This window comes from Tsuneonella suprasediminis, from assembly GCF_003605755.1.
Taxonomy (GTDB): Bacteria; Pseudomonadota; Alphaproteobacteria; order Sphingomonadales; family Sphingomonadaceae; genus Tsuneonella; species Tsuneonella suprasediminis.
Genome location: NZ_RAHJ01000018.1, coordinates 124,470 through 146,678, shown reverse-complemented (window position 1 = coordinate 146,678; position 22,209 = coordinate 124,470). Strand labels below are relative to the sequence as shown.

Annotated in this window: 32 protein-coding genes; 11 read left to right on the top strand and 21 right to left on the bottom strand. The window is 60.4% G+C overall.

Annotation, left to right across the window (positions count from 1 at the left end; genetic code table 11):
* Window positions 1–53: 53 nt before the first annotated feature.
* The 12 genes from D6858_RS06720 to D6858_RS06665 all read right to left on the bottom strand — a co-directional run bounded on the left by D6858_RS06720 (window position 54) and on the right by D6858_RS06665 (window position 6,900).
* Entirely contained in the window at window positions 54–275 is a 222-nt protein-coding gene (locus tag D6858_RS06720) for a hypothetical protein (protein ID WP_054523320.1), read from the bottom strand.
* A 399-nt stretch (window positions 276–674) separates the two neighbouring features.
* On the bottom strand, window positions 675–1,061 hold the full coding sequence (locus D6858_RS06715) for a single-stranded DNA-binding protein (RefSeq protein WP_054522840.1): 387 nt from the start codon (window positions 1,059–1,061) through the stop codon (window positions 675–677).
* 268 nt (window positions 1,062–1,329) lie between these two features.
* Complete coding sequence (locus D6858_RS06710) at window positions 1,330–1,599, bottom strand: hypothetical protein (protein ID WP_054523318.1); 270 nt, start codon at window positions 1,597–1,599, stop codon at window positions 1,330–1,332.
* Window positions 1,600–1,670: 71 nt separating this feature from the next.
* Window positions 1,671–2,024 (bottom strand): hypothetical protein, encoded by a 354-nt coding sequence (locus D6858_RS06705; RefSeq protein ID WP_010240464.1) that lies wholly within the window; start codon window positions 2,022–2,024, stop codon window positions 1,671–1,673.
* A gap of 283 nt (window positions 2,025–2,307) precedes the next feature.
* A complete protein-coding gene (locus D6858_RS06700) occupies window positions 2,308–2,715 on the bottom strand; it encodes a hypothetical protein (protein ID WP_120108482.1) in 408 nt (135 codons plus the stop codon).
* Between the two features lie 14 nt (window positions 2,716–2,729).
* Window positions 2,730–3,401 (bottom strand): DUF2231 domain-containing protein, encoded by a 672-nt coding sequence (locus D6858_RS06695; protein WP_120108479.1) that lies wholly within the window; start codon window positions 3,399–3,401, stop codon window positions 2,730–2,732.
* A 38-nt stretch (window positions 3,402–3,439) separates the two neighbouring features.
* Window positions 3,440–3,868: an MBL fold metallo-hydrolase gene (locus tag D6858_RS06690; RefSeq protein ID WP_240623738.1), complete on the bottom strand. Its 429-nt coding sequence runs from the start codon at window positions 3,866–3,868 to the stop codon at window positions 3,440–3,442.
* Between the two features lie 71 nt (window positions 3,869–3,939).
* Window positions 3,940–4,644 (bottom strand): NAD(P)-dependent oxidoreductase, encoded by a 705-nt coding sequence (locus D6858_RS06685; protein ID WP_046904122.1) that lies wholly within the window; start codon window positions 4,642–4,644, stop codon window positions 3,940–3,942.
* A gap of 93 nt (window positions 4,645–4,737) precedes the next feature.
* Window positions 4,738–5,226 (bottom strand): DUF6692 family protein, encoded by a 489-nt coding sequence (locus tag D6858_RS06680; protein WP_046904121.1) that lies wholly within the window; start codon window positions 5,224–5,226, stop codon window positions 4,738–4,740.
* The gene (locus D6858_RS06675) at window positions 5,223–5,750 is read right to left on the bottom strand and encodes a DUF305 domain-containing protein (RefSeq protein ID WP_046904120.1); all 528 of its coding nucleotides are present in this window, start codon (window positions 5,748–5,750) and stop codon (window positions 5,223–5,225) included. The genes D6858_RS06680 and D6858_RS06675 overlap by 4 nt, the downstream gene beginning before the upstream one ends.
* On the bottom strand, window positions 5,747–6,160 hold the full coding sequence (locus tag D6858_RS06670; RefSeq protein WP_047822771.1) for an ion channel: 414 nt from the start codon (window positions 6,158–6,160) through the stop codon (window positions 5,747–5,749). Before D6858_RS06670 ends, D6858_RS06675 begins: the two co-directional genes overlap by 4 nt.
* Window positions 6,157–6,900, bottom strand: coding sequence for a glutaredoxin family protein (locus D6858_RS06665; RefSeq protein WP_047822768.1), 744 nt, complete (start codon window positions 6,898–6,900; stop codon window positions 6,157–6,159). Before D6858_RS06665 ends, D6858_RS06670 begins: the two co-directional genes overlap by 4 nt.
* A gap of 100 nt (window positions 6,901–7,000) precedes the next feature.
* Between D6858_RS06665 and D6858_RS15785 the strand changes: the two genes are divergently transcribed.
* The gene (locus D6858_RS15785) at window positions 7,001–7,171 is read left to right on the top strand and encodes a hypothetical protein (protein WP_156320139.1); all 171 of its coding nucleotides are present in this window, start codon (window positions 7,001–7,003) and stop codon (window positions 7,169–7,171) included.
* A gap of 24 nt (window positions 7,172–7,195) precedes the next feature.
* Here the strand turns inward: D6858_RS15785 and D6858_RS06655 are convergent, their stop codons facing one another.
* The 4 genes from D6858_RS06655 to D6858_RS06640 form a co-directional block, all read right to left on the bottom strand.
* Complete coding sequence (locus D6858_RS06655; RefSeq protein WP_120108473.1) at window positions 7,196–8,569, bottom strand: APC family permease; 1,374 nt, start codon at window positions 8,567–8,569, stop codon at window positions 7,196–7,198.
* A 120-nt stretch (window positions 8,570–8,689) separates the two neighbouring features.
* On the bottom strand, window positions 8,690–10,903 hold the full coding sequence (locus D6858_RS06650) for a copper-transporting P-type ATPase (protein ID WP_046904116.1): 2,214 nt from the start codon (window positions 10,901–10,903) through the stop codon (window positions 8,690–8,692).
* Between the two features lie 146 nt (window positions 10,904–11,049).
* The gene (locus D6858_RS06645; protein WP_240623737.1) at window positions 11,050–11,889 is read right to left on the bottom strand and encodes an AlbA family DNA-binding domain-containing protein; all 840 of its coding nucleotides are present in this window, start codon (window positions 11,887–11,889) and stop codon (window positions 11,050–11,052) included.
* Window positions 11,890–11,946: 57 nt separating this feature from the next.
* A complete protein-coding gene (locus tag D6858_RS06640) occupies window positions 11,947–12,219 on the bottom strand; it encodes a DUF5676 family membrane protein (RefSeq protein ID WP_120108471.1) in 273 nt (90 codons plus the stop codon).
* Between the two features lie 104 nt (window positions 12,220–12,323).
* On the opposite strand from D6858_RS06640, the gene D6858_RS06635 reads away from it, so the two are divergent.
* On the top strand, window positions 12,324–12,608 hold the full coding sequence (locus D6858_RS06635; protein ID WP_046905158.1) for a metal-sensitive transcriptional regulator: 285 nt from the start codon (window positions 12,324–12,326) through the stop codon (window positions 12,606–12,608).
* Window positions 12,609–12,655: 47 nt separating this feature from the next.
* Here the strand turns inward: D6858_RS06635 and D6858_RS06630 are convergent, their stop codons facing one another.
* Genes D6858_RS06630 through D6858_RS06615 form a run of 5 tightly spaced genes read right to left on the bottom strand, consistent with a single transcriptional unit; the run spans window position 12,656 to window position 14,632 of the window.
* Window positions 12,656–12,937, bottom strand: a complete 282-nt coding sequence (locus D6858_RS06630) for a hypothetical protein (RefSeq protein ID WP_120108469.1) — start codon at window positions 12,935–12,937, stop codon at window positions 12,656–12,658.
* A 35-nt stretch (window positions 12,938–12,972) separates the two neighbouring features.
* Window positions 12,973–13,440, bottom strand: coding sequence for a DUF411 domain-containing protein (locus D6858_RS06625; protein WP_046904113.1), 468 nt, complete (start codon window positions 13,438–13,440; stop codon window positions 12,973–12,975).
* A complete protein-coding gene (locus D6858_RS16115; RefSeq protein WP_240623736.1) occupies window positions 13,437–13,667 on the bottom strand; it encodes a hypothetical protein in 231 nt (76 codons plus the stop codon). The genes D6858_RS06625 and D6858_RS16115 overlap by 4 nt, the downstream gene beginning before the upstream one ends.
* Window positions 13,658–14,050 (bottom strand): methyltransferase domain-containing protein, encoded by a 393-nt coding sequence (locus D6858_RS16110; protein ID WP_240623735.1) that lies wholly within the window; start codon window positions 14,048–14,050, stop codon window positions 13,658–13,660. Before D6858_RS16110 ends, D6858_RS16115 begins: the two co-directional genes overlap by 10 nt.
* The gene (locus tag D6858_RS06615) at window positions 14,051–14,632 is read right to left on the bottom strand and encodes a DUF2231 domain-containing protein (RefSeq protein WP_133305253.1); all 582 of its coding nucleotides are present in this window, start codon (window positions 14,630–14,632) and stop codon (window positions 14,051–14,053) included. It lies immediately after the preceding gene.
* A 192-nt stretch (window positions 14,633–14,824) separates the two neighbouring features.
* Here D6858_RS06615 and D6858_RS06610 point away from each other — a divergent pair, with 192 nt between their 5' ends.
* From D6858_RS06610 to D6858_RS06570, 9 genes are all read left to right on the top strand, one after another.
* Entirely contained in the window at window positions 14,825–15,121 is a 297-nt protein-coding gene (locus D6858_RS06610; protein ID WP_046904111.1) for a hypothetical protein, read from the top strand.
* A gap of 3 nt (window positions 15,122–15,124) precedes the next feature.
* Entirely contained in the window at window positions 15,125–15,559 is a 435-nt protein-coding gene (locus D6858_RS06605) for a periplasmic heavy metal sensor (protein ID WP_103022911.1), read from the top strand.
* 6 nt (window positions 15,560–15,565) lie between these two features.
* Entirely contained in the window at window positions 15,566–16,126 is a 561-nt protein-coding gene (locus D6858_RS06600; protein WP_047822753.1) for an RNA polymerase sigma factor, read from the top strand.
* A 56-nt stretch (window positions 16,127–16,182) separates the two neighbouring features.
* Entirely contained in the window at window positions 16,183–17,997 is a 1,815-nt protein-coding gene (locus D6858_RS06595; RefSeq protein ID WP_046904108.1) for a copper resistance system multicopper oxidase, read from the top strand.
* Window positions 17,997–19,112, top strand: coding sequence for a copper resistance protein B (locus D6858_RS06590; RefSeq protein WP_120108463.1), 1,116 nt, complete (start codon window positions 17,997–17,999; stop codon window positions 19,110–19,112). Before D6858_RS06595 ends, D6858_RS06590 begins: the two co-directional genes overlap by 1 nt.
* Window positions 19,113–19,133: 21 nt before the next feature.
* The gene (locus D6858_RS06585) at window positions 19,134–19,655 is read left to right on the top strand and encodes a YybH family protein (RefSeq protein ID WP_240623733.1); all 522 of its coding nucleotides are present in this window, start codon (window positions 19,134–19,136) and stop codon (window positions 19,653–19,655) included.
* A 23-nt stretch (window positions 19,656–19,678) separates the two neighbouring features.
* Window positions 19,679–20,413: a PepSY domain-containing protein gene (locus D6858_RS06580; RefSeq protein WP_120108460.1), complete on the top strand. Its 735-nt coding sequence runs from the start codon at window positions 19,679–19,681 to the stop codon at window positions 20,411–20,413.
* Between the two features lie 195 nt (window positions 20,414–20,608).
* Complete coding sequence (locus D6858_RS06575; protein WP_120108457.1) at window positions 20,609–20,857, top strand: helix-turn-helix domain-containing protein; 249 nt, start codon at window positions 20,609–20,611, stop codon at window positions 20,855–20,857.
* Window positions 20,858–22,186 (top strand): type II toxin-antitoxin system HipA family toxin, encoded by a 1,329-nt coding sequence (locus D6858_RS06570; RefSeq protein ID WP_046904104.1) that lies wholly within the window; start codon window positions 20,858–20,860, stop codon window positions 22,184–22,186. It abuts the gene before it with no gap.
* The last annotated feature ends 23 nt before the right edge of the window (window positions 22,187–22,209 follow it).

Sequence of the window (22,209 nt, the reverse complement as noted above, 5' to 3'; positions counted from 1 at the left end):
GAAACACGAGAAAAGGGCAGGAACCGCTGCTGGCCCTTGCCCTGCCGAATGTCTCAGAATTCGTCGAGCATTCCGCCATGGACGGTATGAACGACCCGGATCGCAAGATGCGGGGGCAGCGCGTTGTAATCGCCTTCGTCGACCGCGCGGTATCCAAGCTCGTCATCCTCGATGACATGCTGGTCGAAGAAGCTGTGCAAGGCCCGTTGTTCGGCTGTCGCCAAAGCCTCGAAATAGTTGCGCGAGGGCAGTTTGCATTTCGTGAAATAGGTCATGATAATCCTCCTGAAACCTGTCGCGAGACGACAGGAGGTTGGCCGATGGGCCCGGGCAGACCGGGTCACAGGATCGCCTGACAGGGCGACCGCGAAGCGGCGCAGGGGGAAACGGTTTTGTCCGGTGCCGGATGCAATCCGGCGGCGGACAAAATGGTGGGGCCCCTGCCGTCCTTGATGCGGGCGGCGCGGGACCATCATGCTGGAAATGCGGTAAGCCAGGCCAATCCAGTCCACCTCAAACGACCGTTTCAGATGATCGCTGCCATAATGGGTCGCCCCCCCGGGCAGCGCCTGGCTATTCCCCGGAGAAAAGACCGAGCGAAAGGAAGGGTGAACAGCGAAAGAGGCCCTGCCGTTTCCGGCAGAGCCTCCTTTGGCTGGTTCGATGGCGCCGGATCAGTCGATCGGAGGGGCGTCCTGGTTGTCGCCGCCATTGGCCCGCGAGAGGAAATCGACCTTGTCGGCAAGGATCTCCGAGCCATACCGCGTCACACCGTCTTGGTCTTCCCACTGCGTGTAGTGGATGCGGCCCTGGACCGAGACCAGCTGGCCTTTTGAGCAGTACTGACCGACGGTCTTGGCGAGGCCGTTGAAGCAGGTCACCCGGTGGAATTCGCTGTCCTTGGCGGTGTAGCCGTTCTCGTCCTTGTAGGTCTTGCCGTCCTTGTCGCGTGCAGGACGATCGGTGACGACAGTGATCCCGGTAACGCTGGTGCCGCCCTTGGTCTCGCGGGTGTCGGGATCGCGGGCGATGCGGCCGGTGAGGATTGCGATATTGGTCATGATGAAATTCCTTCAGTTCCTCAAACCGGAGACCATCTCCGGCTTGCGAACATCCAGAAGAAGCAGGGCATGGGAGGACTGCACCGCAGGCCTGAAGGGCCGAAGGGAAACCTGTTCATGACGGGTGGTGCGGGCAGGCGGCGAAGCCGCCAACACGGCCGGAAAGGAACGGGTTGCGGCTCCTCAGCTGACCTGGTTCAGGACTGTTCGCGAAGAAAGCCGGATGGGTATCGGGTGCGGGTCTGAAGGTGCCAGGACCCTGCTGCAATCAGCTTACCTCATTGCCTTCCGATGCCGCCAGGAGATCCATGAAGTTGCGGGCTGCTTCCCGGTCTTCCTCGTTCTCGAAGGCCACGTCGAGGTCGGGGGCAGACCCGAGCAGGTAGAGCATGGCCCACAGGGCAAAGCGTTTTCCCCGGTCCTGCTCCAGACCGAGATCGACCTGGCATCGCTCGATCCCCGAGGCCAAGGTTTCTGCGCCAATCGCTCCAGGATCGGCAGTGCCAAAATAGCGGATGAGAAGCGTATCGAGGTCCATCGCACTCTTTTCGGATCATCGGTCGGGCCGCGGCGAGGAAGGCCAGCATTCGTGGCCCGGTCATGCGTCGCTCAATCAGCGGTGGGTTGCTCGCGAAGCCGCCGGGCGCGCTCGACGAAGTGCTCCATCTGGGTGGCGGCATGCAGGGTAAGCGGATGCGGCTTCGCATCGGCACGCGGGGATATGAATTCCGCGATTTCTTCGATTGCTGCAAGCTGATCGGCGCTGGCCTTCGACAGAAGGCCGAGCACCATGTTCTCAAGGGCGATCACCCTGATGCGCAATTGGATGATCTCGGCATCGGAAAGTGGCGGAATATCCCATTTCTCGCAATCGGCAGCGAGCGCTTCCTGCGGCCCGCAGGGCAATGCCCCGCCTTCGTCTTCCCAGCGCGACAGCGCCCCGGCTTTTCCCGTTTCCGACATATGCGGTTCCTTTCATAGCCAACGAGGCGATCGTCTGCACGCTGCTCACATAGCACAAAGCCCTACCGGGATGCGCCTGGCACGGCGACAGCGAAGCCGGGCAAACGGAACCCCGCGCGGGTTGGTCTTCACGCGGGGTTCCTGAACGACCCCTTGGGGGCACCTGCGACCCGCAGGGCTTCGGGGGGAGGCGGGGCCGTCCTTTCCTGATCTTGCGTTGTTCGTTGCGATTTCTTGCCGAGGATATCTCCTGAATTGCCGAGTTACCGGGAAACGCGTCCGATCACATACCTTCCATGTCGTGATCGGCCATCGAGGACATGTCATGGCCCGCATGGGGATCGGCGGGTTGGGTCGCTTCGCTCGCGGGTTGCGTGCGCGCTGCTGGCGCTGCGGGTGTGGCAGTTGCGCGTGATGCGGGAGAGGCAGCAGGCCGTGAGGCGGTCGGCGCGGCGTGATTTGTCGAAAGAGCGTCCTCCCGAGCGGTCGCTGCCTCATCTTCGGAGGGAGAGGCTGCCGGATCGGCAAGACCCGACCCGGGAGCCGTGCCAGCCACCACTGCAGCTTCGCCCATAGGCGAAACCTCGGTGATCGGTGTGCTCTCCTGCGCCTCGTCGCAAGCAGCAAGAGCGGACATCAAGGGCGCGATCGCGAGAAACCCGATCGCTGCATTCAATCTGGAAGTACGCATGCTCTTCAACTCCTTCAGAGCCAGGAAATACCGAGGTGGTTCGGCCCATGCGCGAGCTCGCCGCCAAGGAAGCCCTGGATGAGAACGAGCGCCGCCATGGAGAATATCGACGCGCGCAACCAGGCGCGGCTCTGGCTCGGCCTGCTCGCGAGATAGGCCATCGCAATACCGAGAACCGCGATCAGCATACCGTTCCATCGATGCACCTGCATGACGGTGTCGCCGCCGAACCACAGGCCGGTGTGAATCCACCCGAACAGGACTGCGACCACCGCGCCGATGGCTCCGCCGTAGACAAGCACGCGTACCGCACTTTCCAGGCCCGCTCCTTTCCGGCGCATCACGAACAATTCGGTGGCCGCAGCCATGAGAAACAAGGCGATCGGGAAATGGATCGTTGCCGGATGCAGCTTCTTCAGTACGGCCATGACGCCGGCTTCGCCCTCATTCGCATGGCCACCGGCCTCGTCATGACCTCCGCCCGCTTCATCGTGCGCGCCAGAGGATTCGCCAGCATCCGCTGTCTCACCCATCTGCGCCATGGCCGCCTGGTCGTGCGCATCGCCATTGGTGGCAGCAGGCGCGGCGCTCGCCTCTTCGCCATGTTTTTCGTCGCCATGTGCCTGAACGGGTCCGACGAAGAGCAGGCTTGCGGCGAGTAGCGCCAGAAATGAGGGGGCTTTCATGTCTCGTATGTCTCCCTGCCCGGCTTTTGTGGTGCGACTTATGTGCCTGATACGCACGGCAGCCGCCTGCCCCTCACATTAATTTGACGGTATTGGCGAGACAGATGTGCGCCCGCAGGATCACGTCCGATGCCGGCACGATCGCGATCTTCGAACGCATTCGGCTTCTGGCGCCGTTCGAAACAATCGCCCTCGCGTGCGGTATTGGCAAAAACGATCTCGCCTGCCGCGTTGGGCCCGTGATAGACCGTGGCTCCTGTCAAATCGGCCAAAATCGGCGAGCCGCTGAGCAGATCCTCATTGCGATGGGTTTCGAAGATATGCGTGATCTCCAGCCCTTCGGCCCGGGCCTTTTCGAGATAGACCTCGCAGTCCCGGCGCGGATCGATGACCGCCGCCTGCCCGCCCGAGCCGATGATATACGAGAGGTGCGAGAGACCGGGGGTTTTGATCTTCTCCAGAAACATACGACTTCCTTGTCTGTTGCTCAAAACTTGTAACGTGCGGGCCCGTCACAAGTCGAAAAATGATACGACGTTTAATCGATACCGAGTTCGGCCTTGATGGCGGCAGGACTTTCGAACTGTTCGGCTTCGGGCCTGCCGATGGCAGGTTTTGCGTTGATCCAGATGTCTTCGCACACGAAGTCGAGGAGGCTTGCCGCGAGATCTGCATGACGGCATCGGAAACAGCCTTCTGCCAAGCGTTCGTCCGAAATGACGGCATCGCCGGTGTAAGGCTCATCCAGGAGCCAGCCCGGTCGTGCGGCCGTCCATTTGATGCCTTGGGCGTCGCTGAGCATCGCTTCCATGGCGCGCATCTGCTCGAGTATATTGAACAATGCAGGCTTGGCGGTGAGCTCAAACCACGCCGGAACGCTCGACTGATGTTCGACGAAGGCAGCGGAGATCACGGCAATGCGGTCGATCTTCGCTTGTGCCATCGCCCCGAGCAGGTTGCGCGTGCCATCGGAATAGAGCGGCGGTGGATCGATCGCATTGCCCGGACCGAAAGCGACACCGAGCGTCGAGATAACCGCGCGGCAGCCATCGAGATCGCCCGCGAAATCATCCGACAGCACATCGCATTCGATATATTCGAAGTCGCCCACCCGCTCGTCTGGCCCGGGCACGGTGTGTTCGAAGGCGCGGATCGGTATGTCCCGCGCAAGGGCACGCCGCAATAGCTCGGTGCCGGTCTTCCCGCCTGCACCGAAGACAGCGATGGGCCTCGTATCGGTCATCTGCTTGTTCCTGTTAAGACTGGTGAGGGCGACGAACGGAGGAGCTGCGGGCGCACGGGGTAGCCAACGGCCCGCCCATGCGCCCTGCCAGTATCAGGCTCCGCCTGCCGGACAGGTGGTATATCCCCAGAACCCGAACTCGTCCTTCATCCGGGGTCCGACGACGATCATCTCCTGCATTTGCAGACCCGCATCGCCTTCATCATCCAGTACACGGGTCCTGATCCGAAGCTCGCCATTCGAATAGCTGCCGGGGCCATCGGCGGTGACGGGGATCAATTTGCCATTGATCTTGATCGCACCGCCCCCGTCGCCGTCATAGACAAACGAGGGAAAGGCCACTTCGGTCAGGCGGAACTGGCAGGCCTGCCCGGCACCTAGTGCCGCGATATCGGCGTCATTCATTGTCTCGGGAAGCATCAGGCCCGGGCTGACATTAGCCAAAGCACTGGCCGCGGCCTCGATCGGCGCGGCAGTAGCGGGCGGGTCGAGCTGGGCTTCGCGGTCGTTGCCCGGAGCGGTGTTCGAATTGCAGGCGGCGAGCGGAAGCGCGATGAGCGCCGTGAAAGCTATCTTTTTCATTGCTGCATCTCCTCGGGGAGGCGTTCTTCGGTCCGCGGACCGTTCTGCTCGATATCGTCTATGAGATATTTCATCTCGGCGATTTCGCGGCGCTGCGCGACGATGATGGCCTGCGCGAGTTCGCGCACGCGAGGATCTTTCAGGCTCGCGCGTTCGCTGGTCATGATCGCGATTGAGTGGTGCGGGATCATCGCTGCCATATATTCGGTATCGTCGACGGTGGTCTGGCTGCGCACCAGCCATAGTGCGAGCGCGAACACAAAGGCGCCGACGCCCAGAATGATGAAGTTCTTGGTCCGGTCCTTGTACATGCCCCACATGAAGAGCAGCATGACGATCATCATCATCGCGCCCATGACGAACATCATCCAGAAGCGCGTTTCGCTCCAGAAAACATCGTCAATCGTGAAGGTGTTGGCATACATCAAGAAGAACATGATCACGGTCGAGGTCGACACCATGGCCATGAACCGCCAGTAGCTGCCGCCCCCTCCCTTGTCCGAGTGGGTCGTCTTTTCGGTCATGCTTCTTCTCCTTTATGCATCATGGTCCAGAATAGCTGCGCCGAGCAGCTGATGAGAGCGAAGCCGGTGAGGGCCTCGACGCCGGCGAGAACCCGCAGGTGCTCTGTTGGGAAAATGTCCGCCAAACCAAGCGTCGTCACGTTGATCAGAGAAAAATAGAAATAGTCCATCGCGGTCATCGCGCCGGCCTGCCGGAAGCCGCCCAGACCCAGCTCCTCGCCGATCCAGAAGCCGGCGGCGAAGAACGCCGCTACGGTCAGATGCGAGAAAAGAACGAGCAGCGCGATGCCCAGCTTGTGCAGAAGGCTGCAGTTTTGCTCGAGCAGCGTATGGCCCGCATTCAGTATGACGAGGTGCGAGCCCACCGATATCAGGAACAGCGAGGTCGCCAGGATTAAACCGAGGATCATGTAAAGACCTTGAGACCCATCCAGAGCCCCATCCCCATCATGAACAGGTTCTCTGTCAGCGAGACGAAACCGAGCGGGACGTTGCTGCTACCTCCGACGCAAGCGCATTTGAGCTCACGCTTGTCGATGTAGACAGCCTTGAAGACGCTGACAGCGCCGACGGTGCCGATGAATAATGCCAGCGGGGCAGAAAGCCAGGTCAGTGCGCCCGCGGTCATGAGAATGCCGGCAGCGGCTTCGCCGAACGGATAGACGAAGCCATAGGGCACCCAGCGCCGTGCGAGTAGATCGTAGTTGAGGAACATGGTCGAGAAACTGCGCACGTCCTGAAGCTTCTGGACGGCGAGCAAGGTCATCGAGAGGCTGACGAACCACTCCGCGGCCCGAACGGTGAAGAGGTCGTCAAAAAACGCCCAGCTCAGCCCGAGCGCGAGCAGCAGCGCGACCGCGAAAATCGCAATGACCGGCTGATAGCTGGTTTCGCCTTCCTCGGGCTGCGAGCGGCTTTTGCCGAAGAACTCGCGGACATCGTCATAGCCGCCAATGCGCTTGCCTTCCATAAAGGTCTGCGGCGTGGTCTCGACGTCGTGCTTGTCCTTGAACGCGTCGGTTTCCTCCCTGCTGGTCAGGTGATGATCGTCGACCTCGAAGCCTTGCCGCTTGAGAAGATCGACCGTTTTGATGCCATAGGGACAGACATGATCCTCCATCACCATCCGGTAAACACTCGCAGTTTTCATGCCTTTACAGCCCCTTGTTCACACGCACAGCCTGGGGCTGCTTGTTCAATTCCAATGTTCGTTTCGCGTTTTCATTTCATCGTTCTTCGAAAGAGAAACGATGTTTGTCGCAATCGCCGACATTCCTCCCGCGAATCTCTTTCTGCCGGTCGATCGCGCGGCCTGGTACGGACAAGATGGACAAACTTCCGGTATTCCGATTGCAGCCGAAGGAATAAAGACGGGCGGGGCGGCGCGAAATTACGGCGCCGCCTCAAAAATATTTATCTGAGCTGCCAAACAGCCAATGTTGCGCTCAAGGACGGTCGTGATCGCCGCTTCCGCTCTCGACCTTGTTTTCAATAGAATCTGTGTTCGTCTCCCTGCGCTGGCCGGACAGAAATATCCATTCCGCCACGAACACGGCCGCGATTCCGATCACCGCATAGAAAACCACGGCCGGATCGCTCTTGAGTTTGGCGGCCGTAAATGCGGCGAGCACAACGGCGTCGGCCGCCAGCGCGGTGAGCAGGACGGAAGCGCGGGCGCCGATCTCTTTGCGAAGACTGCGAAACACGCCCCAATGGACGAGCATGTCCATGACAAGGTAGAAGAAGGCGCCGAGCGAGGCGATGCGGGAAAGGTCGAACAGGACCGCCAGTGTGCCGGCTATGACGACCGTATAGACCAGCATGTGGCTACGGATGCCGCCCTTCATTCCGAAATGGCTGTGGGGGATCATCTTCATCTCGGTCAGCATTGTCAGCATCCGCGAGACGGCGAACACGCTCGCAATGACCCCCGACGTAGTCGCCGAGATGGCAATCGCTACGGTGAAATAGAACCCGAGATCTCCCAATGCGGGGCGCGCTGCCGCGGCCAGGGAATAGTCACGCGCCTGAACGATCTCGCCGATGCTGAGACTGGAGCCAACAGCCAAGGCGACGAGCAGATAAACCACGATGCACACGGCAATCGAGATCATGATTGTGCGACCGACATTCTTGTGCGGATCGACGATTTCTCCGCCACTGTTGGTGATGGTTGTAAACCCCTTGAATGCAAGGATCGAGAAGGCCACCGAAGCGAGCAATGCTTCGCCGTTCGACAAGGAAGCAGGCTCGGTAAAGGCGCCTGCGAACAGTCCGCTGGCCCAGATCGCCGCAACTGCGAACACCGCTATCCCGCCAACCTTTATCGCCGACATAACGAGCGAAAACCCGCTTACCGATCTATTGCCCGCGGCGTTGACCAGATAGGCGAAAACGATGAGTCCCAGCGCCAAGCCCGATATCAGCAATGCGTTTTCTTCGAGCCCAAACGGACGCAGCGCATAGGTCGCGAAGGTTCGCGCCACCAGGCTCTCATTGATAACCATCGACATGGCCATCAGCACTGATGCGGAGGCCGCGACGACACCCGGACCATAGGCCTTTTGCAGGATCATCGCGATGCCACCCGACGATGGCCAGGCATTCGACATCTTGATGTAGCTGTATGATGCGAGCGCGGTGATGAGCGCGCCTGCGACGAAGGAGAGGGGGAAGAGAGGGCCGGCAAGCTCCGCGATCTGACCGGTGAGCGCAAAAATGCCCGCACCGATCATGACGCCAGTCCCCATGGCAACGCCGCCAAGCAGGGTGATGCTGCTCTTGTTCAGATTATCTTCGTGCGCCGAATGGTTATCCATGCGGTTTACCTTTCTATGGCTTGCGTCGCGCTGCCATCTTCCACAGGCGACCGGCCCTGCCGCAATGCGGAGGCATTGAGGCATGGATCAGGGATGGCGATTTGTTCGATTGTCGAATGTTCACAGCTTCGCACTACGAAGTCTGAGCGAGTTCAGGACTACCGATATGGAGGACGCACTCATCGCAAAGGCTGCGAACATTGGGCCAATCAGGATGCCGAAGAAAGGATAAAGAACACCGGCCGCGACGGGCACGCCCGAGGCGTTGTAAATCAGCGCAAAAAACAGATTTTGCCGAATATTGCGCATCGTAGCCCGGGCAAGCTTGCGGGCCCGGACGATCCCGTCGAGATTGCCTCTAACGAGCGTAATCCCCGCACTTTCGATCGCGACATCCGCGCCGGTTCCCATCGCAATGCCGACATCTGCCTGGGCAAGCGCCGGAGCGTCGTTAACCCCGTCGCCGGCCATGGCCACCTTGGCACCGCCTTCCTGCAATTCACGGATGAGCCGCGCCTTGTCCGCGGGAAGAACGCCTGCGCGAATGTCGTCGATACCAAGGCGGGCGGCAACCGCCTGCGCCGTCCGCTCATTGTCGCCGGTCGCCATAATGATCGTAAGGCCGAGCTTGTGCAGGTCCTTGATCGCCGCAGGAGTGGTTTCCTTGACCGGGTCGGCAACGCTGATGAGGCCAGCAATCTTGCCTGCCACGATCACGAACATGACGGTTTCGCCTTCGTCGCGGCGCGCATTGGCCTTTTCGCTGAGCGTGGCACCTTCCAAACCGAGGTCTGACAGGAGCGCAAGGTTACCCAGCGCGACGCGTTTACCGGAAACCGTGCCCATGACGCCTTTACCGGTTACGGCCTCGAACTCGCTGGCGGTTTCCATCGCGACGCCGCGTTCTTCGGCGCCGCGCACGATCGCTTCTGCGAGCGGGTGCTCCGACCCGCGCTCGAGCGACGCCGCCAGGCTCAACACCTCGATTTCATCGTGGCCCTCTTCGGGCATAACCGCGACGAGCCTTGGGCGCCCCTCGGTCAGCGTACCCGTCTTGTCGACGATCAGCGTATCGATTTTCTCGAAGCGCTCGAGCGCTTCGGCGTTCTTGATCAGAACGCCCGCCTGCGCCCCTCTTCCTGTCGCGGTCATGATCGACATCGGCGTCGCCAGGCCGAGAGCGCAGGGGCAGGCGATGATCAGTACCGCAACTGCAGCAATGAGGGCATAGGCAAGCGCTGGTGCGGGGCCCCAGATCGCCCAGGCGATGAAGGCGAGCACGGCTATGCCGATAACCGCGGGGACGAACATGCCGGCCACCTTGTCGGCGTACTTCTGGATCGGCGCGCGCGAGCGCTGTGCGGCCGCAACCATTTCCACGATCTGCGCGAGCATGGTGTCTGATCCGACACGTTTCGCTTCGATCACCAGGCTGCCTGTTCCGTTGATCGTTGCCCCGGTCACGGCGTCGCCCTCGACCTTTTCGACCGGGACTGGTTCACCGGTGATCATGCTTTCGTCGATAGACGAGCGGCCTTTGAGCACTACACCGTCAACGGGCACCTTGTCGCCTGGGCGGACCCGCAATTGGTCGCCAACAGCCACGTGCTCAAGGGGGATTTCTTCTTCAGTGCCGTCTGCCCTGATGACGCGGGCGGTTTTGGCTGCAAGATCAAGGAGAGCGCGAATGGCCTTACCGGTGCCTTCACGCGCGCGCAGCTCCATGACTTGGCCGAGGAGCACAAGCGTAACGATAACGGCCGCGGCTTCGAAATAGACGCCGACATGTCCCTCTGGATCGCGAAAGCCATCCGGGAAGATGTCCGGTGCCAGGACGGCGACGACACTGAAAATCCATGCGGCGAGAACGCCCATGCCGATGAGCGAGAACATGTTGAGGTTCCAGGTGCGGAACGAATTCCAGCCCCGTTCGAGAAACGGCCATCCGCTCCACAACACGACCGGTGTACCGAGCACCAGTTCAATCCATAGGGTGGCCCGCTCGCCAAATATTTCGCGCACGCCCGGCCAGCCCACATAGGGGCCCATCGTGAGAACAAGCAGCGGCAAGGTGAGGATGGCGCCGACCCAGAAACGCCTTGTAAAGTCGACGAGCTCCGGGTTCGGTCCGTCATCGACCATGGCCGCGGATTCGAGTTCGAGACCCATGCCGCAGATCGGGCACGACCCCATCTTTGGCTGCCGGACCTGCGGGTGCATGGGGCAGGTATAAACCGGTCCGTCATAACCAGCGGGAACGAGATCGTAGCGGCCATCATCGCCAGCAACGGCTTCGCCGTGGCCGCTATGGCTGCAATTAGAATGGTCCATCATAGTCTCCCTGGATCTGGCCAAAGGTGTGCCAGTGTTCCGCCGACAAGGCCGAACCGAGCTGACAGGCGGCGTACCCCGCTGAAAGTGACAGCGTGAAACGGGAAACGAGATCAACCCGACTTGCCGATTTATGGCAGAGGATCATCTCATGCCTGCCGTGCATATTCTTTTCCGCGCTGCGAAAGGTGAGTGTGCGCTTCGCGCGCATCCAATTCCCGTGTACTGCTGCCGGCGCGGAGCAAGAAGCGCGCCACTCCATTGTCGAGAAAATAGATCGGTTCGAGGCTCTTTTGTGCGATCACGCGGCAAACAGTTCGGCCATCGAGATCGTGAAAGTAACAATGGATCAGGGCGCAGGCGTTACCGCCGAGTGCTGATCGTATCGCGTCCATCAGCACGCGCTCGAACCCGTCCTTATTGGGGTGCTTGAGAGTCTTCAGATCGGCCTCGATTCCTACGATGCCCCCGCTATCGTCGACGCCGATGAGCAGCGTGCCGCCATCATTGTTGAGAAATCCGGCAATCGTTTTGAACACGACCTGTTGAAGGCTTCGATTTGCGCGCTGTTCACGCGTATCCCAACGCAGCGACGATTTGAATTCCAGCTGTGCGCCCTCGCCTCGGGCGATGAGCAGCGGCAGCTCTTCGGCCAATTGATGCTCCAGAGAGCGGATTATCTGGCGATCTGCCATGAGCCGCAGATGATAAAGACCAAACGTCAGGCCGATTGCGCCGCCGATCACCGCGAAAGCCAGGCTCATGGGCAGCATTTCGATTTCAAATGCCGCGCTCAGTCGATCGACCGCCGAGCCCAACTGCTCAGCAAATGGCACGCTCGCCGCTGCTGCCCCTCCAGACCCATAAACGAGCGCGGTGAGCGGATGAAGGATTAAGATGCCCAGCACTGGCCCGATAACCGTATGCAGGAACAATTCCCTCTTCTTGCTGAAAGACGAACCGGAAAAGGGTAAGCTGTGCGTTGTCATAGGCTTTGCGACCTGTGCGGAATTCGCGGCAGCGGATAAATCCACATTGCCGGTTCTTCACCCGATCCTTTTTCTGAAATAGCGGACGAGCGGGACCCCTAGGATCGCGATATACCAGCCATAGAGAAAGCTGTCGATAGCCCCGGCGAAGAAGCCAGGCCATGTCAACCAATCGAAGCCTGGCAGCAAAGGCGCCCATGCTTCATGCATATGGAAAGTATCGGGCGCGATCAGGCCAAAGGCCACGCAGAGCAGATAGGTAATCAGCAGTAAGACGCTGAAAGCCCAGCCCCAGGCAAGGATTGAACCTTTCGTCGTCGCATTGGTCATCTTTCTCTCCGTCGTATACTATAGGAGGGTATAGTGTATTGCGAACTGCTTTGCAACTGTGTCAAAAGCAGTCAGGAATGAACTCGGCGTCTGGAGAGAACGGCATGAGCGATGATCAAAACCCCAAGTTTCGTGATGTCTTGACCCGAATGCGCAAGATCGAGGGGCAGGCGCGAGGAATATCGAGAATGATGGAAGAAGAGCGCTATTGCGTCGATATCCTGCAGCAGATCCTCGCGCTCGAAGCCGCCGCGCGCGCCGCCAGGACCAAAGTACTCGACATCCATACCAAGCACTGCATCGAACAGGCGCTCTCATCGAACAACAAGGCCGATCAATCGGAGAAGATCGCCGAACTTCTCACTCTCATCGAGCGCATGGCCCGTTAGACCGTCTGGAGCCGATTGAATTGTCGGCTCCAGACGCCAAAGGCTGGTCAGTCGTGCTTGTGTTCGGTCTGCGGCTTTTCAGCCTCGGCGGCCTTTTTCTTGCCATGGCCGGACTGGCCATGGTCCATTTTCGAATGGTTCATCTTGGAATGGTCCATCATCTGGCATGACATTTTTCCGTCCTTGTCCTTCTTCATCATACCCTGCATTTTCTTGCCATCGTGCATCATCTCGCACATTTTGGGCTTTTCAGAAGGGGCCTCCTGAGCAAGGACCGGGCTTGCCGAGAAAGCAAGCGCGCCAGCGACGGTGAGGATCATTTTCATCATTATTCTCCAAAAGTTGGGGGCGTTTTCTTGCCCGCTCAGGGGTAACTTGCGAAAACCGTACGGCCGCCGGGCCCAAAGGCGATGACGTCATAGGGTTGCACACGGTTCTCGTATTCCATGCCAGGTGAGCCCAGCGGCATGCCGGGAACGGCAAGTCCGGAAACGCCTGCCGGGCGCTCGCGCAGCAATTTTGAGATTGCTTCTGCCGGGACGTGACCTTCGATGACATATCCCTCGATCACCATCGTATGGCACGACCACAGATCGGAAGGTACGCCCTTGTCGGCTTTCACCGAACCCATGTCAGTGGTGTCGACAGTCGCAACCTCGGCGTCCATGCCGTTCTCGAAATGGTTGGCCCATTTGAGGCAGCAGCCGCAGCCGGGATCGCGATACATCGTGTAGGTGGCCGCCTGGGCAACGTTCGAACAGGCGGCAATTACCAGGAGGGCTGTTGCGGCGAACGAGTTGCGAAAGCGCTTTCGCGCAAACGTGCGGGTCATGTATGGGGACCTTTCTTGTAGCCGTGCCAGAGCGATATCGCTCCGGTGGCGGTCGGGAAGACGTGAAGCCTTTCGGCGTCGGTGAAAATTTCGGCAAGCTGCCGCTCCAGGATACCGTCGGCATTGGGCTGCGTGTCTTCGACACCGTCGAGCTGCTGCACCGTGGCGCGGAAAAGCTTGCGCATAAGGGCGGAGTCCTGAGCCATATAGTCGGCAATCAGCACCATGCCTCCGGGCTGACGATCTTGTTTGGCTGCCATCGCGCGGTCAGGTCGAGGGTATCGAGAAAGCCATTGTGCCAACGGATCAGATCCGCCCCGGCGCCAAACTTGCGACGCGCGATGGCCAGTGCTGCCGGATCGGGCTCAACGCCGGCGAGACCCGCCTGCGGACAGCTGATCATGAGATCGCGAAGCAAGGTGCCGGTTCCGCACCCAACATCGATAAGATGATCGCCGGGCGCAAGATTGGCGGCGCGGACAACCGCGCGCCGCCATGTCCGCTCACGCGTAAACAAGGCGATGGTGAGGTCATAGACCGGGGTCAGCCAGGCTTTGCCAAGGGCTGGCGTGAAGGCTCGGTCGCCTTGAGGAGCGGCTACCCGTCCCACCTACATGATGCCCATATGATTGGGCCCGTGCACCATCTCCCCGCCGAAATAGCCTTGTACGATGAGCGCCGCAGCGATCAGCGCCAGAAGCAAGCGCAGCGCGCCTCTCCCCTTTCCGCGCGCAGCAACCCACCAGGCGAGGAGGCTCAATATGGCAATCGTCGTGCCGTTCCAGCGGTGAATGGCGAGATTTTCCGACCGGTCCAGCAGTCGCCATCCACCCGCAAACCATCCGAGCAAAGCCGCGACGACCGCCCCGATCGCGCCGCCGGCTACGAGAAACCGGATCGTCGTCTCAAGCCCCAAGGTCAGGCGCACCATCAAGGCGAGTTCGGCGAGTGCGGCGACGAGGAGAAGCGCAATCGGGAAATGCGCCGCGACCGGATGAAGGCGCGACAGAAGGTCCTCTGCCGAGGTCAGGCGGTTTTCCGTGATTTTCTGCTGCATCATGTCTTCAGGCGACATGGACTGCTGCGCGTTCGGCCTGTCCATCTCTTCCCCGGGCGGCGCAAGCTCGCCGGCATGGGCGTCGTCCGGCATGGCCATACCCTCCTCCATCGCCAGCATTTCAGCGTCGGACATATTGTCCTGATGCCCTTCATGCGCGTGCAAGGGTGCCGAAAGCAGAAAGGCTGCGAAGAGGGCGGCGAGGCCAAGGCGGGTGAATATGCTCATATGCCTTGATACGCGCGAGAATATCATACCCCTCAAATATTTTTTTGAGGGCTTCGGCGGGCTGTGGCGTAAAGGAGTTACAATATTTAGAGGTTGCCTATGTCAGATTATCCTTCCCTCGATGCTTCGCTCAAACAGCTGGCCGCGCATGATATTGTGCATGACCCGTCAGACTTCATGGATGGTGTCTGGCAGCGCGCCGGACAGCTTGGCGAGGTTGCCGATCGCCGCCGGCGTGCCGCGCTCTTTTGCAGCCTGTTCGTCATCGGCCTTGGAGCAGGCTTCGGCACGACCATCATGCCCTACAATCAGGGCTCAACTGCGAGTTCCGCCTATAATGATTTTGCGTCGAACGAGCACCTTTCTCCCGCCGCTCTCCTGCATGTCGGGAGCTAGACTTTGACGAACGGACGCCTCCTGCTTGCCGTTCTTCTTGCCGGGCTCGCGGGATGTTTGGGGGCGATCGCGGCTGATCGCTGGCTCAGCCACGAAGACAATGGCAGCCTGCACCAGTTCGTGCACGAGGAACTGGTTTTGACCGAAGACCAGAACGCGCGCCTCGAGACCCTGGAAGCCCGCTTCGCCGTCGAGCGTGCTGAACTTGAGTCATCGCTGCGCGCGGCAAATGCGAGGCTCGCTCAGGCGATGGCCGACGAGCACGAATATGGCCCCGAAGTGAGCGCGGCGATTGACGATGTGCATGGACGGATGGGCGAATTGCAGAAAGCCACGGTCCAACACGTCTTCGACATGCGCGAGATACTCGAGCCCGAGCAGCAGCGCCTGTTCGATCGGAAGGTCTCCGAGGCGCTCACCAGCAATTCGCGTAATTAGGCTTCCGTGACGCAGGCGCAAAGCCGGTCCGAGACCGCCCTGGTCGAAGATGCCCGCAGGGGCAGCAAGGCAGCATATGGGACGCTGGTCGAACCCCATATAGCGCGGCTTATTGCTTTGGCGACACGCATGCTTGCGTCTCCGCATCAGGCCGAAGACGCTGTTCAGGACGGGCTTGCTTCGGTCTGGGTCGCCCGGCACCGCCTCGACCCGGACCGTCCTGTTGGCCCTTTTTTGACGACAGTCGTGCTCAACAAATGCCGCGACAGGCTGCGCAAACGCAAAACGGCGCGCTTTTTCGGATTGGGCGCGGAATCTGAAACACTGGCGATTGTTGACGACAGCCCCGATCCGCAAGAGATCGCGATGCAGCGCCAGGAATTGCGAATGCTCCTGGAGCAAATCGAGCGTCTTCCGATCCGTCTTCGCGAAGCGCTCATATTGGTCAGTATCGACGGACGCAGCCAGGCGGAAGCCGCCGAACTTCTCGGCGTGTCGGAAAAGGCAATCGAGACCCGCATCTATCGTGCCCGGCAAAAATTGCGCGACCGCCTGGAAAATTTTTGAGGGGTAGAACCGGGCCCTTCGTAGTTGAGGGTGTATCGTTCATACAGGAGCTTTCGATGGTCGCGATCAATCGCCGTAAATTTCTGGGGTCTAGCGCAAGCGGGGTCGGAATGCTTGGCCTTGCCGGTGCAATGCCCGCGTGGGCACGCGGAGGTCTCGATGGCACGATCGCGCGCCGCGGGAGCGACGTTCTGTCCGGCGAACATCTTACAATGAGCGTCGCCGACACGACCTTCACCACTGGCTCGCGCCGCGGGCCGGGTGTTGCCGTGAATGGCACCATCCCAGGACCCTTGGTGCGCCTCAAGGAAGGCCAGAACCTGACGGTCGATCTCCTCAATCGGAGTTCGCATGGCACTTCCATTCACTGGCACGGATTGCTCGTACCCTTCCTTATGGACGGTGTACCCGGGGTGAGCATGGCGGCTGTTGAGCCGGGCGATACCTATCGTTACCAGTTTCCCATCCGCCAGTCGGGCACCTATTGGTGGCACGCGCATACGCTGCAGGAGCCGCTTGGCCATTACGGCCCCCTGATCGTCGACCCGATCGAGCCCGAACCATATGAATACGACCGCGACTATGTTGTCATGCTGTCCGACTGGTCGACCATGAGTCCCTATTCGATCATGAAGAAACTCAAGGTCGCCGAGGGCTACTTCAACTATGGCAAAACCACCTGGACCGACGACTACGACATGAGCGGCGAAGAGCGCCGAATGTGGGCGCGCATGCGGATGATGCCGACCGACATCTCCGACGTGAGCGGCGCGACCTACACCTTCCTCATCAATGGTCACGGGCCGGAAGACGATCTCGAATACCTTTTCCAGCCGGGAGAGAGGGTCCGCCTGCGCTTTATCAACGGCGCCGCGATGACCTATTTCAATATCCGCATCCCTGGCCTGCCGATGACCGTGGTTCAGGCCGATGGCCAAAACGTACAGCCGGTCGAGACCGACGAGTTCCAGATCGGTGTTGCTGAAACCTACGACGTGATCATCGAGCCGCGCGGCGAGGCTTATTCGCTCGTCGCCGAGGCCATTGATCGCTCGGGCATGGGCGTGGCGACCCTTGCCAGTCGCCCCGGCGCCCGGGCCAGCGTCCCGCCCCTGCGCAAACCGCCGCTTCTCACCATGACCGATATGGGCATGGCCGGGCACGGCGATAGCGCAGGCGCTGCTGGAGACGGGCATGCGGGTCACGGTGCCGCGGCGAGCATGGATCAAAGCGCGGGTGGCATGGCCGGAATGGATCATGGCTCCAGCGGTGGATCCGAGATGGCTGGGATGGCCGGCATGTCGGGTATGAACATGCGCGATACATCACTGCTTCCACCCAATGTGAAAGTTGGTCCAGGGATCGACTCGGTTGCCATGAATCCTATCGACCGGATGGGTTTTCCTGGCCTCGGGCTCGACGATGTGAGCCACCGCGTGCTCAACTACAACCAGCTTATCGCCGCCAAGCCCAATACCGACAACCGGCGTCCGAGCCGGCTCAAGACGATCCATCTAACCGGCAATATGGAGCGGTATATGTGGTCGTTCGACGGGAAGAAGTTCGACGAGATCACCGAGCCGATTCAATTTGCCTATAACGAGCGCGTGCGCGTCAAGCTCATCAACAACACCATGATGGCGCATCCGATCCATTTGCACGGACACTTCTTCGAACTCGTGAACGGGGCTCCGGCCGACCGTCAACCGCTCAAACATACGCTGACGGTCCAGCCCGGCGGCAGCGCGCAATTCGACCTGACCGCCAATGAACGGGGCGACTGGGCGTTCCACTGTCATCTCTTTTACCACATGCATAACGGAATGTTTCAGGTGGTGACGGTCCGACCGCTCGAGGGAGGAGAAGGCTGATGAAGCGCGCGACCATGATGATCGCCCTCCCCCTGCTGGCACTTCCGAGCGCAGTCTGGGCACAGCAGCATGATCACGGCACGCAGGCTGCCGAACCGCAGAGCCAGGCCGGGCAAGCTGCTCAAGACGACGAGGCTGCGAGCGAGGCGCACGATCACCATGCGCCGGATCAACCTCAGATGGATCACTCCCGGACGCAGCATCCTCAGGAGGAGGTTGAGAACCCGGAGGTTATGGATCATTCGAACATGGATCATGGGGCAGCCCAGCATGGCGCGATGCCCATGACCGGCAAGGAGGATGAGGGCGGCATGTCGCAAATGGATCATTCCGCGATGGGCCATGGAGCATCCGCCGACCATATGGCGATCCCGGAAGGCCCTCCCCCGCCTGAAGCGCTACAGGGCCCCGCCTTTGCCGCCGATGCCTTTGTCGGCGCAGAGGAAATGGCTGCGTCTCGGGCGGCCGTCACCAAGGAAGTGAGCGGAACGCCGGTATTCTGGTTTCAGGGCGACCGGCTCGAATACCGCCTGCGCGAGGGCGACGACGGCTATTTGTGGGACGTCCAGGGTTATTATGGCGGTGACTACAACAAGTTCTGGTTCAAATCCGAAGGCGAAGGCAGCTTCGGCGAGACCATTGAAAGCGCCGAAGTGCAGGCGCTTTGGAGCCGTGCCATTGCGCCTTTCTTCGATTTTCAGGCGGGCGTGCGGCAGGATTTTACTGGGCCTGAACGCACCCATGCGGTTGTGGGCATCCAAGGGCTCGTTCCCTATGAGTTCGAGGTCGATGCAGCAGCATTTCTGTCGAACAAGGGCGATCTTACCGCACGAATTGAAGGTGAAATCGATCAGTTCATCACACAGCGTCTGATCGTGCAGCCGCGCGCCGAAATCGCGCTGTCAGCACAGGACATTCCCGAACTCGGGATCGGCTCGGGGATCGATACGATCGAGGTCGGCATTCGCCTGCGCTACGAATTCGCGCGCGAATTCGCGCCCTATATCGGCATCGACCAGGAATGGAAGATCGGCAACAGCCGCGATTTCGCAAGGGCCGCCGGCGAGGACCCCAGCGTAACGAACTACGTCGTCGGCGTGCGGTTCTGGTTTTAGGTCAAGGGAGAAGAAATTGACATGATGAACACTCTATTGCGAGCGCCGCTTGTCGCGCTAGCCATTGCCGCGGTGCCAGTGCCAGCGGCGGCGCAGGACATGGACCATTCCCGACATGGGACACATCATTCCGAGAAGACAGCTTCGGCCAGCGAAGATGTGTCAGGAGCTGAAGATATTCTCAAGGCTTATCGCGCCGCATTGATGTCGCGCGATGCCGCAGGCATGTCGGCCCTGTTCGCGGAAACTTCCGCGATCTTCGAGAACGGCAAGGCCGAGGGGAGTTTCGCCAATTACATGGACCACCATCTCGGTCCGGAGCTCGACGCGATCACAAGCTTTACTTTCACCGATCCGACGCTGTCCGTGACCCGTAACGGCCATATGGCCTATGGCTACGAAACGTATGGCTACCGGATCGAGCTCGAGGACGGGCGCGTGATCGAGCGTGACGGGGTCGCGACCTCGGTCCTTTCGCACGATGAATCGGGCTGGAAGATCGTGCAGTACCACTCCTCCTCGCGCGCGCCGCGGCGGCCCTGACCCGCTACGGAGCGGCAAGACAGTTGGCTTCGCGGTCGCTCAAACTGCGCTTGCATGTCTTTGGCAGCAAGCTCCACAAGTGGTTGGCGCTCCTGATCGGGGTGCAAGTTCTGCTGTGGATGGGCACCGGTGCCTTGATGTCCTTTCTCGATCTCGAGGAGGTACGCTCGGAGCATGTCGTATCCCGGTCTGCGCAAATATTGCCGGCCGGGGCCGAGTTACCCGAATGGCTGGAGAGACAAGACGACGTGACTGCAGTCACGACCCGTGCTCTCGAAAGCAAGGTGGTGACCGAAGTGCGGCGAGCGGATGGCGGCGTCACGCTACATGATCCGCGTAGCGGACGCTTGCTGTCCCCAATTTCGGCCGCGACAGCGCGCGCGATCGCTCGCCGCGCCTGGATTGGCCCGGAAACCTCGGTCAACGCCGCGCGGCTTGTCGAACGCGACGTCGGGACCGAATTCAGGGGGCCCTTCCCGGCCTGGCAGATCACCTATGACGATCGCGACGCGACACGCGTCTATATCGGTGCCTCGAGCGGAACGATCCTGTCAGCGCGAAGCGATACCTGGCGGCTCTTCGATTTCATCTGGGGCCTTCACATCATGGACTGGACCCAGCGCGACCGCATCAACAGCTGGTGGCTTCTCCTGTTTGGTATCGCAGGGACGTTCATTGCCCTTTCGGGATTTGTTCTGCTGGCCAACAGGCTACCAAGGATCAGATGGCTGAGTTGGAAACGAAAGTCCGGTTCCTGACTCGCCGACACGGGTCGGATCATCCTGTTCAAGACGCCTCTCTCCTACGCGAGGTTCGCCTGGCCGGCACCATTGATGGATCTCTCGTGGCGATCGGATGCAGCATACCCCCCAAGGAATAAGGGTGATTTATTCCCCAAAAGGTATATTGCCATTTTATACCCTTGGCGGTATAGTGGAGTGTGGAGGTATGCTATGCGCCAGATCGTCAGGCTTCCCAGTCAACTCGGAGCCGTGATCCACACCCATCGCCTCGGCAAGGGCCTGACCCAAACCGAGCTCGCCAGACTCGCCGGGACGCAGCAGAAAACCATCTCGGCCATAGAGAACGGAAGCGAAGGAACAAAGCTGGACACGCTCATCAGTGTCATCGCAGTCCTCGGCCTCGATCTTCAGATCGTGCCGCGTCAGCAGGACGGCGCCTCGATTGAGGACGTCTTCTAAATGGCGCGCAAAAAGACCCATGCGCCCCTCGATGTACTTATCAACGGCAGGCAGGTCGGCCGCCTCGAAAAGGCGGCGAGCGGTGCAATCAGTTTCCGGTATTCCGAAGAGTGGCTGGCCTGGGAGCACCGCTTCGCAGCGTCGCTCTCGCTGCCTCTGACCCCGGCGGCCTATCGTGGCGCTCCGGTCATCGCCGTGTTCGACAATCTTCTCCCGGACAGGGATGCAGTACGCCGCCGCGTAGCCGAGCGCATGGGCGCTCAGGGCACCGACTTCTACAGCCTACTCGAAGCCATCGGACGCGACTGCGTCGGTGCCATGCAGTTCCTGCCCGAAGGCGCAGATCAGGCGCAGAGTACCGACATCGAAAGCGAACCGGTCAGCGACACCGAAGTCGAGGCCCTTCTCGCCGATCTCGCACGGGCTCCACTTGGCGTCGATCGGGAACAGGAATTCAGGATCTCGGTTGCCGGCGCGCAGGAGAAGACGGCCCTGCTTCGAATCGATGGGAAATGGCACCGACCGGCCGGTGTGACCCCGACAACTCACATCCTGAAGCCGCAACTTGGACAGATACCCAGCGCCGACGGGATGATCGACATGTCGAACAGCGTCGACAACGAGCACTATTGCATGACGCTGATGAAAGCGTTCGGCCTGTCGGTCGCAGCGACAGAGATCGCGACCGTCGGCCAGCGCCGAGTTCTCGTCGTCGAACGGTTCGACAGGCACTGGCGCAACGCCAAGCAAATCCTGCGTCTGCCGCAAGAGGACTGCTGCCAAGCACTCGGCTATCCGCCCACGCACAAATATCAGAGCGATGGCGGCCCGAACATGAAGGATATCTTCGGCCTGTTGCGCGGTGCTGACGATCCGCAAGCCGACGCAGCCGCCTTTTTCAAGAGCCAGATCCTCTTCTGGCTCATTGGTGCAACGGACGGGCACGCCAAGAATTTCAGTATCTTCCTGAAGCCCGGCGGACGCTACAGCCTGACCCCCTTCTACGATGTGCTCTCGGCCCAACCGGCCGTCGACTCCGACCAGATTGCGCAGAACAGGTTCCGGCTCGCGATGTCCGCAGGCACCAACCGTCACTACCGGCTGAACGAGGTGACCGGTCGGCATTTTGTCCAGTCGGGCAAGTCAGCGGGGCTTGGCAAAGGCCTCATGCGTGCAGCCATCAACGAACTGATGGACCGCGCACGTGATGCGCCGACGGTAGCGCGCGAAGCGATGCCGGTGGACTTCGCCGAACCTGTTCATGACTGCATAGCTGCGGCCCTGGCGACGCGTTTGCCCAGGCTTTCGAGCGCGCTTGAGGAGTTTTAGCTTTAGCATCCGCCAACGAAGTC